Annotated in this window: 18 protein-coding genes; 8 read left to right on the top strand and 10 right to left on the bottom strand. The window is 42.2% G+C overall.

From position 1 onward, the window contains the following. Positions 1-1058 precede the first annotated feature (1058 nt). From dapB to LC586_RS08810, 4 genes are all read left to right on the top strand, one after another. Positions 1059-1895: a 4-hydroxy-tetrahydrodipicolinate reductase gene (dapB, locus tag LC586_RS08825; protein ID WP_190943690.1), complete on the top strand. Its 837-nt coding sequence runs from the start codon at positions 1059-1061 to the stop codon at positions 1893-1895. Between the two features lie 32 nt (positions 1896-1927). Next, the gene (locus LC586_RS08820) at positions 1928-2614 is read left to right on the top strand and encodes a DUF8619 family protein (RefSeq protein ID WP_229484184.1); all 687 of its coding nucleotides are present in this window, start codon (positions 1928-1930) and stop codon (positions 2612-2614) included. 129 nt (positions 2615-2743) lie between these two features. Further along, on the top strand, positions 2744-2926 hold the full coding sequence (locus LC586_RS08815; protein WP_229484183.1) for a hypothetical protein: 183 nt from the start codon (positions 2744-2746) through the stop codon (positions 2924-2926). A 482-nt stretch (positions 2927-3408) separates the two neighbouring features. Next, positions 3409-3618 (top strand): hypothetical protein, encoded by a 210-nt coding sequence (locus tag LC586_RS08810; RefSeq protein WP_229484182.1) that lies wholly within the window; start codon positions 3409-3411, stop codon positions 3616-3618. A gap of 47 nt (positions 3619-3665) precedes the next feature. Here LC586_RS08810 and LC586_RS08805 read toward each other — a convergent pair whose 3' ends face one another. The 7 genes from LC586_RS08805 to LC586_RS08775 all read right to left on the bottom strand — a co-directional run bounded on the left by LC586_RS08805 (position 3666) and on the right by LC586_RS08775 (position 9361). Further along, a complete protein-coding gene (locus tag LC586_RS08805; protein WP_229484181.1) occupies positions 3666-4847 on the bottom strand; it encodes a hypothetical protein in 1182 nt (393 codons plus the stop codon). Between the two features lie 174 nt (positions 4848-5021). Further along, positions 5022-5651 (bottom strand): precorrin-8X methylmutase, encoded by a 630-nt coding sequence (locus LC586_RS08800; protein ID WP_229484180.1) that lies wholly within the window; start codon positions 5649-5651, stop codon positions 5022-5024. A 134-nt stretch (positions 5652-5785) separates the two neighbouring features. Next, the gene (locus tag LC586_RS08795) at positions 5786-6595 is read right to left on the bottom strand and encodes a TPM domain-containing protein (RefSeq protein WP_229484179.1); all 810 of its coding nucleotides are present in this window, start codon (positions 6593-6595) and stop codon (positions 5786-5788) included. Between the two features lie 612 nt (positions 6596-7207). Further along, positions 7208-7552 carry a hypothetical protein gene (locus LC586_RS08790; protein WP_229484178.1) on the bottom strand — a complete coding sequence of 115 codons (345 nt, stop codon included), beginning with the start codon at positions 7550-7552 and terminating at the stop codon, positions 7208-7210. A 325-nt stretch (positions 7553-7877) separates the two neighbouring features. Next, positions 7878-8417, bottom strand: a complete 540-nt coding sequence (locus LC586_RS08785; protein WP_229484177.1) for a DUF948 domain-containing protein — start codon at positions 8415-8417, stop codon at positions 7878-7880. 11 nt (positions 8418-8428) lie between these two features. Then, the gene (locus LC586_RS08780) at positions 8429-8779 is read right to left on the bottom strand and encodes a YtxH domain-containing protein (protein ID WP_229484176.1); all 351 of its coding nucleotides are present in this window, start codon (positions 8777-8779) and stop codon (positions 8429-8431) included. A gap of 246 nt (positions 8780-9025) precedes the next feature. Continuing rightward, complete coding sequence (locus tag LC586_RS08775; protein WP_100899224.1) at positions 9026-9361, bottom strand: hypothetical protein; 336 nt, start codon at positions 9359-9361, stop codon at positions 9026-9028. A 68-nt stretch (positions 9362-9429) separates the two neighbouring features. On the opposite strand from LC586_RS08775, the gene LC586_RS08770 reads away from it, so the two are divergent. After that, a complete protein-coding gene (locus LC586_RS08770; protein ID WP_229484175.1) occupies positions 9430-9567 on the top strand; it encodes a hypothetical protein in 138 nt (45 codons plus the stop codon). Between the two features lie 1058 nt (positions 9568-10625). Further along, entirely contained in the window at positions 10626-11618 is a 993-nt protein-coding gene (locus tag LC586_RS08765; RefSeq protein ID WP_229484174.1) for a metal ABC transporter solute-binding protein, Zn/Mn family, read from the top strand. Positions 11619-11714: 96 nt separating this feature from the next. Here LC586_RS08765 and LC586_RS08760 read toward each other — a convergent pair whose 3' ends face one another. Next, a complete protein-coding gene (locus LC586_RS08760) occupies positions 11715-12248 on the bottom strand; it encodes a DUF4330 domain-containing protein (RefSeq protein ID WP_229484173.1) in 534 nt (177 codons plus the stop codon). Positions 12249-12642: 394 nt separating this feature from the next. On the opposite strand from LC586_RS08760, the gene LC586_RS08755 reads away from it, so the two are divergent. Then, the gene (locus LC586_RS08755) at positions 12643-13506 is read left to right on the top strand and encodes a M48 family metallopeptidase (protein ID WP_229484172.1); all 864 of its coding nucleotides are present in this window, start codon (positions 12643-12645) and stop codon (positions 13504-13506) included. Here the strand turns inward: LC586_RS08755 and LC586_RS08750 are convergent. Together LC586_RS08750 and LC586_RS08745 are read right to left on the bottom strand one after the other, a co-directional pair. Further along, complete coding sequence (locus LC586_RS08750) at positions 13470-13649, bottom strand: hypothetical protein (protein ID WP_229484171.1); 180 nt, start codon at positions 13647-13649, stop codon at positions 13470-13472. The genes LC586_RS08755 and LC586_RS08750 overlap by 37 nt on opposite strands. Continuing rightward, on the bottom strand, positions 13646-14401 hold the full coding sequence (locus LC586_RS08745; protein ID WP_229484170.1) for a metallophosphoesterase family protein: 756 nt from the start codon (positions 14399-14401) through the stop codon (positions 13646-13648). The genes LC586_RS08750 and LC586_RS08745 overlap by 4 nt, the downstream gene beginning before the upstream one ends. Positions 14402-14651: 250 nt before the next feature. Between LC586_RS08745 and LC586_RS08740 the strand changes: the two genes are divergently transcribed. Beyond that, positions 14652-14936: a DUF2470 domain-containing protein gene (locus LC586_RS08740; RefSeq protein ID WP_229484169.1), complete on the top strand. Its 285-nt coding sequence runs from the start codon at positions 14652-14654 to the stop codon at positions 14934-14936. Positions 14937-14990: the final 54 nt, after the last annotated feature.

Genomic DNA, 14990 nt, shown 5'->3' with positions numbered 1-14990 from the left:
ATCACCCGCCATAAGCCAATATTCCGCAATTATTCAAATACGTAATTTCCAATCTCGCGCCTGAACCATCACCCGCCATAAGCCAATATTCCGCAATTATTCAAATACGTAATTTCCAATCTCGCGCCGCAACCATCACCCGCCATAAGCCAATATTCCGCAATTATTCAAATACGTAATTTCCAATCTCGCGCCTGAACCATCACCCGCCATAAGCCAATATTCCGCAATTATTCAAATACGTAATTTCCAATCTCGCGCTGCAACCATCACCCGCTATAAGCCAATATTCCGCAATTATTCAAATACGTAATTTCCAATCTCGCGCCTGAACCATTACCCGCCATAAGCCAATATTCCGCAATTATTCAAATACGTAATTTTCCGAATCTCCCGCCGGAACCATCACCCGCTATAAGCCAATATTCCAGAATTATTCAAATACGTAATTTCCAATCTCGCGCCTGAACCATTACCCGCTATAAGCCAATATTCCAGAATTATTCAAATACGTAATTTCCAATCTCGCGCCTGAACCATTACCCGCCATAGGTTAGAAACCTACGGCTAATAGCTCAAGTCATCTCAAAGATGACTAAAGAAAAGTTAAAGAAATTAAGGGCTAGTTGAAAACACAAAAAACCCCGACTTGATAGCCGAGGTAGATGGGAGAATTCCAAATGTCGATCAGATATAGCGATACCGAAATCTTTTTTTCTTAGCTAACACCAGTTAGATAGTTAAGTTTGATCTTTGCTAAGTTATGTAAATAAGTTTAACTAAAATATTACAAATAGTCAACTATACTTGACAAAGAAAGACTGATGGTTTTTATAAAGACTACTTATCAAGGCAGTATGATCGGAAAATAAAACGGGTTACTGGCTAAGATAGTGAGATGAAAATGAGAACCGATCTGCTGTAGAGAGTAGAAAAACTGAGCGATTAGCTCCATAAATCAGGGTAGTCGGAATGAAGCCAGAGATTTGAGAAGCTAGCTACTAGATCACCAAAGTCTTTACAATTCCTTTGTTACCTCAAAAAGTATTTCTCGACCTATGACGAATCAAGCTCCTATCCCGGTTATTGTCAACGGTGCTGCTGGTAAAATGGGCCGTGAGGTGATTAAGGCGGTGGCGCAAGCGCCAGACTTAAACCTAGTGGGTGCAATTGACCACAGTTTAGAACATCAAGATAAAGACGCTGGAGAGTTGGCGGGTTTAAGCGAACCCCTGGAAGTACCAATTACCAATCAATTAGAACCGATGTTGGGGTATGTGGCTGGCGACAGACAGTCTCCTCCAGGAGTGATTGTAGACTTTACCCATCCCGATTCAGTTTATGACAATATTCGTAGTGCGATCGCCTACGGAATTCGTCCAGTAGTCGGCACCACTGGGTTAAGTCCAGAACAAATTCAAGACTTGGCAGACTTTGCCGACAAAGCTAGCACTGGTTGTCTAATTATTCCTAATTTTTCCATTGGCATGGTGCTATTGCAACAAGCCGCGATCGCAGCCTCTAAATACTTTGACCATGTGGAAATTATCGAACTACATCACAATCAAAAAGCTGATGCTCCCAGTGGTACTGCCATTCAAACGGCGCAGTTATTAGGAGAATTGGGTAAAACTTTTAACCCTGCTCTTGTAGAAGAAACGGAGAAATTACCAGGAGCAAGGGGCAGTATAGCAGATGAAGGGATTAGAATTCATAGCGTGCGTTTGCCAGGATTGATTGCTCATCAAGAAGTTATTTTTGGCGCAGCAGGACAGATTTATACTTTACGACATGATACGAGCGATCGCGCTTGTTATATGCCAGGAGTGCTACTAGCGATTCGCAAAATCTTAGCGCTAAAGTCGTTAGTATATGGATTAGAAAAGATACTTTAAACACACTATTGCTCATTCATTACTCAGCACTCATGTTAGTACCACTGACTCGCCAGAAATTTGAACAAGTTGTCCCCCTAATTGCAACTGGTTTGCAGTACAAGTACTACTGGGGGAAGTTCTCAAATTTTTTGCAACGGCTGTTAATTTCTGTAGTTGCCGTAGTTGTTATTTTGCTTGTGACAGTCATTTTTAGGCTTGAGTTTGCTTCAATAGTATTTGTGCTGGGAGTAATTAGCGCTTTTTTTTGGCTGTGGTATCCAGTGTTTCAAGCAAGTATGCGGAATTTGCAATGCCGCCGTTATAAGTATGGCGGCTTTTTCCGTGGTCGAGTGCTAGATTGGTGGATTACAGACCAGTTGATGGGTAAAACCGAAACAGTCAACAGCAAAGGCGAATTGGTGATTGTAGAAAATCGAGAAAAACAGATTAACTTAGAGGTGGGTGATGAAACAGGATTTAGCATTGAGTTTGTAGCACCATTACGTCCTGCCCACAAAGTTATAACTCGCGGTCAAATTGCAGAAATGGTAGTGATGTCAAATCGCCCAGATTTGAGCAGTATTGAACAATTCAGCGATATATACTTTCCTAGCCGTGACCTGTGGGTTAGCGATTATCCTTATTTACGGCGAGATTTCTTTAACGAAGTTGGTCGCCGCTTACGTGAAGACCAACAACAAAGGCCGCGTCGGCGGCGTCGTCGCACAGAAGAGTAAACTAGTCAGCCCCTTCTCTGCAAAATGCTGTGTTTCGACTCCGCTCAACATAAAGAAAGCGTTCGGGGAAGTCAAAAATCAAAAGTCAAAAGTCAATAATGAGGATGAGGAATAGCCAATTTTCCCTCCGTGCCACCAAAAATTGCATATCCCTTTGTGAAAATTCCCTACGCGATCGCTGTGGTGATAGTCTTTTTGGGTGAAGAGGTTGTGTCAGTACAAAACCACAGGAATCATTTTCCAAAATTGGGAATTATCATCGGCTTTTACAAACCCTTAAAAGCCTCAGAAACTACCTCTGCAATAGCTTGAGTAGATTTGTCAGGTTTGATAAAAGTTCGATAGTTTAAGAATTAGTATATAAACTTTTGTAATAAATTTAAATTACTGCGTAAAATTTGAGTTTTGGGCTGATGTTAATTAGCGGTCACAACCTACTTATTAACATATATCAATGATGAAACCTGCCCCAGTACCCCCTAAGCTTCTCTAAGCTTCCCCAACCCTTCCGAATCTTCCCAATGTTCTACAACGCCCAATGCAAGGCAAAGAATAGCCATTAGCAAAACATTGGGCGTTGTAGGCGATTGTGGGGTGTGGAGTGGGAGCGTAGTTTGCCGCCTTCTCTACGGAGACGCTCCGTGAACGGCATACCTCATTGCCCCATTCCTCTCTCCCCATTCCCCTCTCCCAACACCCAATACTTGATCCCGAAGACTTCAGATTTAGATTAAAAGCTAGAGAATAATTTGATCACACACGCACGCTATATCTATAAGAATAGAAGGGACTGTGTGACTAGCCAAAAAGCCAGTGAGAGCAAACCCTTGAGCGATTTTGGGTGGGCATGGGTACTGGGGAAACGCGGCAACGCCGCCGTCGTTAAAGCATCGTACCTGCCAGTCAAGGAAGGCGGGAGCATCTGTGGAAATTGCCCCCGATATCTCAAACGCTCAATCCAAGGTTGGAACATAAAAGAAGGTGTAGGAAAAGCGATGGTCTAACCGTCCCTCTTAGCGATACCTGCGGTGTTCTCGTTGCGATCGCTCTGTTAAAACTTAATAAAATAAGTATTTGTTGGTAGGCTTTGGGCGGTTCCGGAATTTGTAGACAAATCATTAACATTACCTGTTTTGATGACTGCAAACTTATTATTAAATAGCAATACTTCACCATTTCCAGGTGTTACCCAAGCTTTGCGAGTCTTAAGATTATTCGGAAAAATTAAAAAACTTGCATCGCCACGGTAAGGTGCAATCGGTTTACCTAAGAATGTTTGGCTATCTCTATTGGGAATTGCGTAAGCAGCCTTAGATCCAACAAAAATATCAGTGCCATCTGAGTAAATAGTTTTAGGGAAATTGCTATTGCCGTCTCCCAATCCTCCTGTTGAAGGAAGTCTTGTAAGACTTAGTTGCCCGCGTTCAACAGTGAATGACGTTAAATCAACAACTCCTGTGTAAACTTTTGTCTCATCACGAGTTTGGGCAGCATTAGTATATTTATCTGTAGTGATCAAAGTTTGTGTTAAGAGGTCTTTACCATTCCACCTATAGATTGAATTACCCCCATAGACCGAACCAAGCACGTAGAGTTTATCCCCAGAAATGTATAATCTGTTGAGTCGGGTATCTGCCATGTTGTCAACAAGAGTGGCAGCATTGTAACCCCAAAGCTTACCCTGGTTATCTCCTGGTAAAATCGGCAAGTTAAATATACTTGTGCCATTAAAACCCATTCGGTAAAGAAAAGCAATTTGTACTGGGATGCCTGCTCGCTTTTGTTGCTGAAAACCACTAATGTAGAGATAATTATCTTTGTATTCAAAATCTGTTACTTCAGTTACCTTGTAATCCCGTTTGTCTTTGAAGTTAAGATTTGTATCGTAAATTGATAGAGTATTTACAGATTGATGAATAACCCATTTACCCTCTAAAAATTTAACTCTTGTTCTTGATTGAGCAACACTGTTAACTATTTTTTGGGTGGTTCCATCAGTTTTTATTTTTACTAATCCTGTTGGAACAGCTAGCACATAGGTTTTACCATCAATAGCTGCACAGTCACGGGCATCATGGTAAGAATTTGGAATTAGTTTTTTCCTCCCATCAGCTTCTACTTCCCATATCCCCTCAGTATTAATGACCGCAACTTTGCTGCCGTTGACACAAGCTGCTATTGGAGAAGCAATATTAAGATATGTGGCGATTGCGGGGCTAGAATAAGTAAACATTGTTATGCCTCTACATTTCTATTGGTTTTTGATTTAACCTCACATCACTATAAGTCACCCGATAAAAAGCTTCCACAATCTGTAACTCCAGTCGGCACTAATTAACAAAAATATCTGGATCTTGAGTATTTTAAAATAGTATTTGCCATAGAAAGGCCGATAGAGCCGACGTTCCTAACTCCCGCGATTTCCATCTTGTCCATAGGCTTGCCAAGCCAAGTCTACCAATCCATCAACGATCGCAGCTGCTACAACTGCATTACCTTTGCGGCTGTCAATTGTAATGTGAGGCACTAGGGAGTCTTGTAAGCGCCGCTTCGCTTCATCAACATCGACAAATCCCACTGGAGTAGCAATTATCAAAGCAGGTCTAATTTCCTCAGCTTCAATTAAATCCACCAGTGCTGTTAGTGCCGTTTGCGCTTGGCCCACCACAAAAATGCCCTCTGGATAACGCTTTGCTAAGGTTTCTATTCCCCATGCTGCCCGAGTTTTTTCTTTTTGAGGACGTGTCAGAGCTTCCATGCTGCAATACACCGGATTAGCAAAGGTGTTTTGAATCTCGTAGGCAATACCTACTTGCACCATCGGTACATCTACCACAATTGTGGTACGCGCGGCTAGTGCTGCTGCTCCTGCTTGCAAGGCACGCTCAGAGAAACGAATCAAAGACTTATACTCAAAGTCAGCTGTAGAGTATATTACCCGACGCACAATCTCATACTCTGCGGGTGAAAAGACATGATTTTCAATTTCACTATCAATGATTGCTAAACTTTGAGCATCAGTTACGTGCCATTCCATTTTTGTTGAGCTTCTCAAATATTAGCTTTCAGCTTATCAGCTTCAGAGAGTGAGTAGTTAGGAGTTAGGAGTTATAAGTTAATTAAAAACTTCCTAACTCCTGTACAGACGCGATTAATCGCGTCTCTCCTCATTCATAACTCACTACTGGAAGAAGGCCGACTGAAAACAGGAGATAGGTAGGCAACTAAGACGCCAATAAGAAACCCAGAGATATTGCGAACTAGAGGTAACCAGTCGCTTGTGCGTGTCACCACTGGCCCAATGCCAAAGGCAAGAAACAAGATTCCCCACAAAGGTGAGAAAATTAAAGCCCATTGCCACGCGAAAACTTGTCCTTTCTCGCGGGGTTGAGCTGCAAATCCACAAATCACCCCACCAATAATTGAGGTAATCAAGGTGAGAATCCATTGCTCTCGTGGCAGTCCGGGGACAACATTGCAACCACCTTTGAGTAAACAGCCTTTAACGGATTCTAGGGCTTGCAGAATGGCTTGATCTTCGCCTTGTTCGCGGACAAAGTACAAATTACCGAAGCGGGTTTGCAGTTCTATCCAGAACGTTCGGGGTAAAAGTTCATAAACAGCATCGCCGACGCTAAAACTGAGGATGTTACCGCCACGAGAATCGGCAACGAGTAGAATGCTTTTGTCATCCAAACCCCAATATTTTATAACTGCCCGACCTGGGGTGCGGTCATACTGGGTCAATACTCGCAGTTTCCAGCCCGTATCGGCTTCAAACTGCTCTAAATCTTTGACAAGCTTTTCTTCTTGCAGGACAGGAAGAGATTTTGCTAAGTCTACAACTGGGGTAAAGGTGCTAGGAAGTAAGTCAGGATTGTCATAAGCCAGTGCTGGGGGAGAATGCATCACCCAAATTGACCCAGCCAGGAAAAATACTGCAATAGATACGAGAATTCGTCGCCAAAAACAAGATTGCATGGACGTTTTTATACAAATATCAACGGTAAAAGTGAACAAGTTGTTTTAAAAGTGTGCTGGAAAAGTGATACTTCTTTACACTTGTTTACTTTACTCTAATCTAAGGGATCAAAGCAAAGCGTTTTTGAGTATTGGGCATGGGGCATGGGAAAGAGGCAGGAAACGTAGATTGGGTTAAGCGTTCGCGTAGCGTCCCGTAGGGAAACGCAACCCAACAAAACAACGTAAATGTTGGGTTTTGTCCCTCAACCCAACCTTGTATCTTAAAAACAGTAGTAGACCGTCCCCCCTTCTTCATCGCTACGGTGTACATACAAGTCTTGTCGCAGCCATATCTTTATTAATAAATCTTGCACTGCGTTTCTATCCCGCCTCGGAATGAATTCCGAGTCTCATAGCTGAAGTCCACGCTTTGTGGACTTCAGCTATGAGCCGCTGAACTTTAGTTCTGGGCGGAATGTCGGTAAGTGTAGACAGTTTAACTCTGACAAAAATGTGGGTAAAAGAGTTGAAACGTATGTGGACAGCACTTGTGTGTACACCGTAGCTTCAAAAGGGGGGACTACAGGGGGGTTAAAACGATCTCAAATTCTCACGAATGATTTAGGACTGCTATATAAGCAACAGATACCTCGAAGTCATGTTGAGGTACTTAAAAGTCGTGTTGAGGTACTTCAACATCGTGTTGAGGTACTTCAACATCGTGTTGAGGTACTTCAACATCGTGTTGAGGTACTTCAACATCGTGTTGAGGTACTTCAACATCGTGTTGAGGTACTTCAAAGTCGTGTTGAGGTACTTCAAAGTCGTGTTGAGGTACTTCAAAGTCGTGTTGAGGTACTTCAAAGTCGTGTTGAGGTACTTCAAAGTCGTGTTGAGGTACTTCAAAGTCGTGTTGAGGTACTCCGAAGTCGTGTTGGAGTACTTCAAACTTTGTCGCACCGCGATCAAGTACACAGGTGCGACGCTTGACTTTTAAAACAGTCGCTACAATTAAGTCTAATTTGGGGTTTGAAAACACGCTTTAGGGACTAGTACCGCAAGGCGGAAGTCACGCATTCAAAAGTCAAAAGTCAAAAGTATTATTGAATAAGCTTTTTAGGGATTTTAAATGGTTGCTCTATTTACGCCGTGACGTACTAGGAAAGAGTTTTCAAATACCAATGCCCAATACAACTCTTGGAGAGGCTGCGCCAACGGCAACTCTTGGAGACGCACTCGCGTTCGCTCAGTACAAGTGCCCAATGCCCAGTGCCCAATGCCTTATGCCCAATGCCCAAATTCAATCTTCATCATCAAAATTGGTTTCCCAGCTAGCTGCATCGTTATAACCGTCATTAACGCGGTATACTTCTGCTTTGCTCCGGCGATTTTCTTGCTTTAGCACTTCTCGTTCTCGCAACGTTAGTGGTGGTTTTTCATTGCTTGGCAAGCGATCGCTTGTTCGCCTTGTGGGTTTTTGGCGCGTGAAGTTTCTCCAAGCAGCTTTCGCGCCAACAAAGATGCTGCGTGTACCTACTTGCAGATTTTGAGCCTGAATTCTTGCATTATCAAGGCTTTGATCAACTTGTTTCACGACTTGATTAGCACTTTTTACACCTTCACTGACATCATCAGTTAAGTCAGTGATTTCCAAACCAGTCACACGGATAGCTTCTAGAGTGGGTGGTAACTCGCGCGAGAGTGTATCAAATAGCTTTTCTGCACTACGAGCAGCGCGTGCTAACTCCTGCAAAGCCGGTATTGCCGCCACTAAAACCGCAGTCAAACTTGTGGCGACTAAGAGTAAAGAAAGTCCCAACCAAAACAGGGGATCAATCACGGTTATGTCATTTATGAGCGTTCTAATTGCTGGGGAAGAGGATCTGAGTCTTCAACAGATGTTTGCCGCTTCAAGACTTGGCTTTCTCTCTGACTGGCATCTACACCTGCTGCGATCGCTTCCCGTAATCTATCTAGAGTTTCATCCCAGTTTCGCAATGCGCTAGCAGAAAGACGATCTGCCTGGATTTGCACACTCGTTGATAAATCTTCTGCCAATTCTGGAATAGCATTGGCAGATTTTTTCAAAATTTTACGCGTTTCGCGCCCTGTGCGGGGAGCCACTAGCAAACCGGTCAAAGCACCGATGGTAGCTCCCAGCATCAAACCGCCAAAAAATACTCCAGAACGGTTATTAGACATCTTGTTATTTCTCTCCTTACACCCATTTTAGGTGGGTTTTCTCTACTTGCAAGACTCGACCGATTTTATTCAGTTAATCTATCGTGACAACATATCAGCTAAAAATGTTGCTTTTATTCATGAAATATCAAAACTATTAATTATTTATAATTTAAAACTCCCTACGTCACCGTCTCACCGTGTCCCCGCGTCCTTATGTCACGGCGTCAGCCCTAATTATAAATGTTCATGTGAACTTGACATAACTCATTTTCCAACAGTTCTTTTCCCTGGTGTTAACTCTAGCCTACGAAAATAACGCTGCCAGATTTGCCGTCCTAGCAAAAGTAGACTGATAATTTGGCGCACTTGTTGGATTTGCATTTGTAGCACTTGATTTTTCTGCCGTAAATTATAAATATTCTGCTGGCTGAGATAAATATTTTCGGGTGCTTTATTCAGTGCTGCATGGGTACAACTTTCATAGGCGGTTAACCTATCTGTTATGTATGCTAGCTGCTGCTTGAGTTGCCACACCCGCCAAGCTACATAGAGTAATATCAGCGAAATGAGGGTGTTAACGAGGATAACTAAAATTACCATTGTTTATCTTCACCAATATCAGCTTTGGGAAATTGTTCTATATACTTGACTTGGCCCTTAATTTAATAATGAAGAAACTAAAGTACAGAAATTATGGTAAAAAGTACAGCCGGGATTATGCCAAGAAAGAACAGTTAGATGATGCTCTGAGGGTTATTGAAAGGCTTTACTCGGTGAAAATTAGTCTAACAAAGGCTGATGGCTAAAAAACCGCCAATTCGCCAATTTTATAATAACTATATGCCCACACCTCGCAAAACCACAGCTACAATTGCCTTAGATTCACGACTCGGGAAGGCGAAATCAACCCGTATGCTCAATAAGCCCCAGCATTACTACGTTCCACTCCTTAACCTGATAATCCTAGATCATTTGCGACCTTTGTGGAATGTAAGCACAATGGTATAGCCCCTTCAACAGACGGTGAGAGAACTACACTACACTCTTTACCGGAGGCTCCCCAGCATCACCTTTATTATTGTGCTTTTACCTCTACCAGTTTTCCAGTTTGACAATTGAGATCATGTGGAAAAGCCTACGAAAAACCTAACCCGATAGCCCCCTTACCGACACGGTAAGGGGGAAAATTCAAAGTCTCTCTCCTTGTAGGCTACGGTGTACACACAAGTGCTTTCGTTCACAACACAAGTGCTTTCGTTCACAACACAAGTGCTTTCGTTCACAACACAAGTGCTTTCGTTCACAACACAAGTACTTTCGTTCACAACACAAGTGCTTTCGTTCACAACACAAGTGCTTTCGTTCACAACACAAGTGCTTTCGTTCACAACACAAGTGCTTTCGTTCACAACACAAGTACTTTCGTTCACAACACAAGTCTTTTTTGAGCCTTTGAGGGAATGAAATAACTTTGCTTTTCAAGAGGGGTTGGGGGGATAAAAAGGTTGTGGGGCAACTTTCCAAGACTTGTGTGTACACCGTAGCCTTGTAGGAGAGACATTTAGAGAGAGGTTTTCCAATCTGTCGCCTGAACTTAACTAACATTTTGCCTGCAAAAACCTCACTTGAGGTTCACCAAGCAAAAATTGCTGGGTGTGCGATGGGGAAAGGAGAGAGTCTATTAATTCCTCTTCCCTTAAAAAGGCTTGCTCTAATTCCCTCCTTGTTAAGAAGGGTTAGGGAAAATCAAGGCTTAACCCAAGCCTATTGCCTTTAACCTCTTCCTTGTTGAAGGCTTCCAGCTGGTATTTCACTAATCAGTTACTGATAATGATTATTTCTATACATCCAGTAGGAGTTGAGGATGTCAAAAAAATTACCGTCAAATAATTCCTTCCGAGCTATTCTTGTTGCTTTGGCGATTGGATTTGCTGGGTGTGGAAATCAAACTGCAAGAACAACATTCACTCAGACTACCACCCAGGTAAATGAGAATCTTCCCCGAATCGTTGCAACGACAAGTGTATTATGTGACTTAACCAGACAAGTTGCCGGGAATACAGTTAACCTCACTTGTTTAATTGATCCTAGTGCCAACCCCCAATTTTATAAACCAAAGCCGGAAGATCGTAGAGCCATTGAGCAAGCTAATCTTATTCTCTATAGTGGCTATAATTTAGAACCAAATCTGATCAAATTAATTAAAGGGACTAAAAACACTGCACCAAAAATAGCTGTTAGTCAACTTGCGGTGTCTAAGCCACAAAAATTTCAGAAAGGCGGCAATAATGTAACTAATCCTCATCTTTGGCACAATACCAAGAATACTATCAGGATGGTGGAAGTAATTAATAGTAATCTGAGAAAATTAGAATCTAACGATGCAGAGGCTTATACGAATAATACCAAAAGAATCACAAATGAACTCACTCAACTAGATAGCTGGATTAAGTCAAGAATTGCTAGTATTCCTTCCAAAAAACGTAAGTTAGTTACAACCTCTGATGCACTGAGTTATTACGCCAAAGCATACGGTATTCCATTAGCAGGGGGATTGCAAGGTATTAGTACTAACGAAAACCTGACAGATGCAAGAGTGAAAAATTTGGTTACAAATATTAAACGGGCTAAAGTATCAACAATTTTTATTGAGGCGGCAACTAACCCTAATTTGCTTCAATCTGTAGCCAGACAAGCTGAAGTTAAAATTTCTGAGAGGAAGCTGTATGCTGAGGGGCTTGGCGAACCAGGAAGCGAGGCGGACACTTATCAGAAAATGATGATTGCTAATACACGCACAATTGTAGAAGGGTTAGGAGGCACGTATTTAATGTTTCAAGCGAAAGCTGCTAAGTAGTTATAACATCCATTGATAAATCTGATAAACCGAGTTTTTGTAGATTATATAAAATTCGGTTTATCAGCCTATTTTTTGAAAACGAAAAGGTGAATGTTATTTGTCTTTTAATCTGATATCAATAACAGTCGCATTGAAATTGTAGTTAAAGCCTTCCAACTCAAATGGCATTCCAATTTTAACTTTACTGCTACCTAGCACTAGTCCGCTTTCTGTGCTTTTGGCTTTACCTTCTAAGGTCAAAAGCATATCTGTACTAAAATTGCTGGTCTTTGGATCTGGCAATTCTTTAACAGTACCATCAGGTTGGGGAATATTGATTGTTCTAGGTAGCTGTTGAACGGATTTAATCTCAATCTGTCCGTAGGGTTGATTGCGGATAATCACATTAGTTTTCCCGCCTTTTTTTAAACCGTTGTTGAATAATTGCTCAGGATCACGGACATTCAAACCACGAACTACTAAGTCTACTTCTATGGGTACTAGCTTCTCACCAACTTGGGCAACACCCAAGCTAGATAAGATGCTAGACGAGACGACAAATATAACTAGCAGAGTTACCAGCGCAGCACCTAAATCTAGGAGGTTGATTTTGCCGAACAAACGGCCTTTTGAATCTAAAATAGCCATAAAAACTTTTCCGAGGTAATAGCGAAGTAATTGATTGTAGCAAGAAGGTTTTCAATGGGAATAGTATATTTTCCCTATTTGGTAATAACTCAAAGCGACTGGGCGTTGCGGTTATGCGACAGTTTATCACGAGTTCGTAAGTTCGCAGAGGCGGCAGTTAACCCTCAAATTTTTGTCCGTTAAGACTGACGCACCGAGAAAGTAATATCTAGTGTTTAAGCCTATCTCTAGAGAGAATCTTTAACCCCCTGCAATTCGGTAGATTTGCGTAAGCATTAGCTGGATCACAACTCCTTTGGTCTTGAGTTAAGAATGCAACTTAGAATACTCTAAATCCGTCTCATAATTTGTCCCATAATTTTATGTTCTCCCGAAATAATCTTTAGAGCGTATTATGTTCAATTGGAAAGGTTTTGTTGCAAGTTACCGTGTGTGGCGGCGTCGCTGGTTTTATCCGCTAATTTCGGTGGTAGTCGCCCTTAGTCTGTGCCTGAGTACACCCTTGCCTGGAAGAACTTTAGACTTCTTGCCTCTTATATTGCAGGGAGTCCAGGTACTTCAGCTTTCTAATATATCCGATCGCCAGGAAACTGATATTGGCAAGCAGATTAATCAGGAAATACTGGGGAGTCAAGTCAAACTTTACCGGAATTCTAAAGTTAATCGCTATGTCGAACAAATTGGTCGGCGTTTAGCAGATAGTAGCGATCGCCCCAACCTTCCTTTTACCTTCCAAGTAGTTGATGATGATGCTATTAATGCCTTTGCTACTTTAGGAGGCTATGTATATGTCCACACAGGTTTACTGAAAGCCGCAGATAATGAAGCAGAACTTGCAAGTGTTATTGCCCATGAAATTGGTCACATTGGCGGGAAACACCTGGTTAAACAGATGCGGCAAAAAGCGATCGCTAGTGGTTTAGCAACAGCAACTGGTTTAGATCGCAATACCGCTGTAGGGATTGGTGTAGAACTTGCTTTGAATCGTCCCCGCAGTCGTCAAGATGAATTTGATGCCGATCAAAGAGGACTACGAACTTTGACACGCGCTGGTTATGCCCAGTCTGGAATGGTTACTTTTATGCAAAAGCTGCTGAAAAAGGGTGGTTCTGTCCCGACATTTTTGAGTACGCACCCCGGAACGAGCGATCGCATTGATGGCCTCAGACGTGCAATTAACTCTCAACCTAGTAAGGGAAATTATGGCTTAAATAAGGCTAGTTATAAAGCTAATATTCGACCATTAGTGAGGTCTTGAGGGCATTGGGCATTGGGCATTGGGCATTGGGCATTGGGCATTGGGCATTGGTTATTCCCCTTGTCTTGCTTGTCTCCCTCATCTTCCTCATCTCCCTCATCTTCTCCACTCCTCACTCCCCACTCATCTTGAATATTATTCAATTCTTATTGCGGCGATCGACTTTGATTTTAGCAGGATCAACTCTGATCACTACATCTTCTAAGGGCAGGGTGCGGAGATAGTGTTTAAAAATATTAACTTGATAAACCAGCTTATTGGTGACATCTAATCCAGTCAACCAGCCACTCCGGGGATGATAAGCGCCTGTATCTATGTCTAGCCATCCCTGCCCTTGTGCCAGTTTACCAGGAGAAACACCCGGCAGAGTAAAGGTAATGGTGTGACCGATGATAATGAGCTTATCTGGAAAGTAGGGTTTTTCAATGCTGTGAAATTCTTCTCGTATCCAGCACAGTTGATCAGCAGTTTGTTCTGTCACCGACTTGGAAGGGTCAACACCAGCATGAGTTAACCAAATATCCCCCAAGTCGAGATATGTAGGCAAAGCCTTGAACCAATCCAAATGGTCATCAGGAATTGGAGCCTCGTGGTAACTGTCCACGGTAGCTTGCCCTCCACTGTACAGCCATGCTTGCATCGTCGGGGAGGAAGTCCTTTCATTGGTCAGAATGTTTAATAACATCTGCTCATGATTTCCCAACAAACATGAGTAGTTATGTCGCTTGACAAAATTAACTACTTGTGAACTATGAGGCCCGCGATCAATTAAGTCTCCCAGAAAATAGATTTGATCGTCTGACGTGGGGGCGATCGCCTCCAATAATGTCATCAAACCTTCATAGTGACCATGCACATCCCCAATTACAATTCGTCTGGGGCTAGTTTCGCTCATTGTCTTTTAGCTTCAATAGTTTGGCTAATACTTCTGCTACAGTTTAAGCTGTCTGGTTTCCATAATAGAAGGTAAAAATACTGAATAAGTTTTATTTTAATTTAATTATTACCCCATAAATAAAATATATTTATGATGGCAATCGGGTAAAATGCATATTGAGTGCCAAGAAAGAAAATCGGCAAATTTCCTTCGCGTTGTTAGCTTAAAATTTAAGCTGTTGCTGTATTGCTCACTTTCTATCTCAACAATGTCTAAGGATTTTTCTGCTGATATTAGTTCGCGCATCTGCAAGCACATGAATGATGATCATGCTGATGCCATAGTCCTTTATGCTAAGGCTTTTGGTGGTGTAACAGATGCGAGGGCAGCACAAATGCTGTCAATTGATACACAAGGTATGGATTTAACAGCGCAAGTGAATGGGGAAGTTGTGCCAGTTCGCATTCAGTTTGATCATGTTTTAGCAGATGCGGAAGATGCCCATCAAACTCTAATTGCGATGGTGAAGCAGGCGCGGGTGAAGGCAAATTAGAAATTGGGCTAATTGTATAACTAATGCTTGGCTGTCTTTAGACACGCCGTTTCG

It is taken from the genome of Nostoc favosum CHAB5714, from assembly GCF_020829495.1.
Lineage (GTDB): Bacteria > Cyanobacteriota > Cyanobacteriia > Cyanobacteriales > Nostocaceae > Nostoc > Nostoc favosum.
Note: the sequence above shows the minus strand (reverse complement) of the source record. Positions and strands in the feature narration are given on the sequence as shown.

What these genes read in the sequence shown, in the direction of transcription:
- dapB (WP_190943690.1), top strand. Translation starts at nt 1,059, where the DNA reads ATGACGAATCAAGCTCCTATCCCGGTTATTGTCAACGGTGCTGCTGGT.
- LC586_RS08820 (WP_229484184.1), top strand. Translation starts at nt 1,928, where the DNA reads ATGTTAGTACCACTGACTCGCCAGAAATTTGAACAAGTTGTCCCCCTA.
- LC586_RS08805 (WP_229484181.1), bottom strand. Translation starts at nt 4,847, where the DNA reads ATGTTTACTTATTCTAGCCCCGCAATCGCCACATATCTTAATATTGCT.
- LC586_RS08800 (WP_229484180.1), bottom strand. Translation starts at nt 5,651, where the DNA reads ATGGAATGGCACGTAACTGATGCTCAAAGTTTAGCAATCATTGATAGT.
- LC586_RS08795 (WP_229484179.1), bottom strand. Translation starts at nt 6,595, where the DNA reads ATGCAATCTTGTTTTTGGCGACGAATTCTCGTATCTATTGCAGTATTT.
- LC586_RS08780 (WP_229484176.1), bottom strand. Translation starts at nt 8,779, where the DNA reads ATGTCTAATAACCGTTCTGGAGTATTTTTTGGCGGTTTGATGCTGGGA.
- LC586_RS08775 (WP_100899224.1), bottom strand. Translation starts at nt 9,361, where the DNA reads ATGGTAATTTTAGTTATCCTCGTTAACACCCTCATTTCGCTGATATTA.
- LC586_RS08770 (WP_229484175.1), top strand. Translation starts at nt 9,430, where the DNA reads ATGAAGAAACTAAAGTACAGAAATTATGGTAAAAAGTACAGCCGGGAT.
- LC586_RS08765 (WP_229484174.1), top strand. Translation starts at nt 10,626, where the DNA reads ATGTCAAAAAAATTACCGTCAAATAATTCCTTCCGAGCTATTCTTGTT.
- LC586_RS08760 (WP_229484173.1), bottom strand. Translation starts at nt 12,248, where the DNA reads ATGGCTATTTTAGATTCAAAAGGCCGTTTGTTCGGCAAAATCAACCTC.
- LC586_RS08755 (WP_229484172.1), top strand. Translation starts at nt 12,643, where the DNA reads ATGTTCAATTGGAAAGGTTTTGTTGCAAGTTACCGTGTGTGGCGGCGT.
- LC586_RS08745 (WP_229484170.1), bottom strand. Translation starts at nt 14,401, where the DNA reads ATGAGCGAAACTAGCCCCAGACGAATTGTAATTGGGGATGTGCATGGT.
- LC586_RS08740 (WP_229484169.1), top strand. Translation starts at nt 14,652, where the DNA reads ATGTCTAAGGATTTTTCTGCTGATATTAGTTCGCGCATCTGCAAGCAC.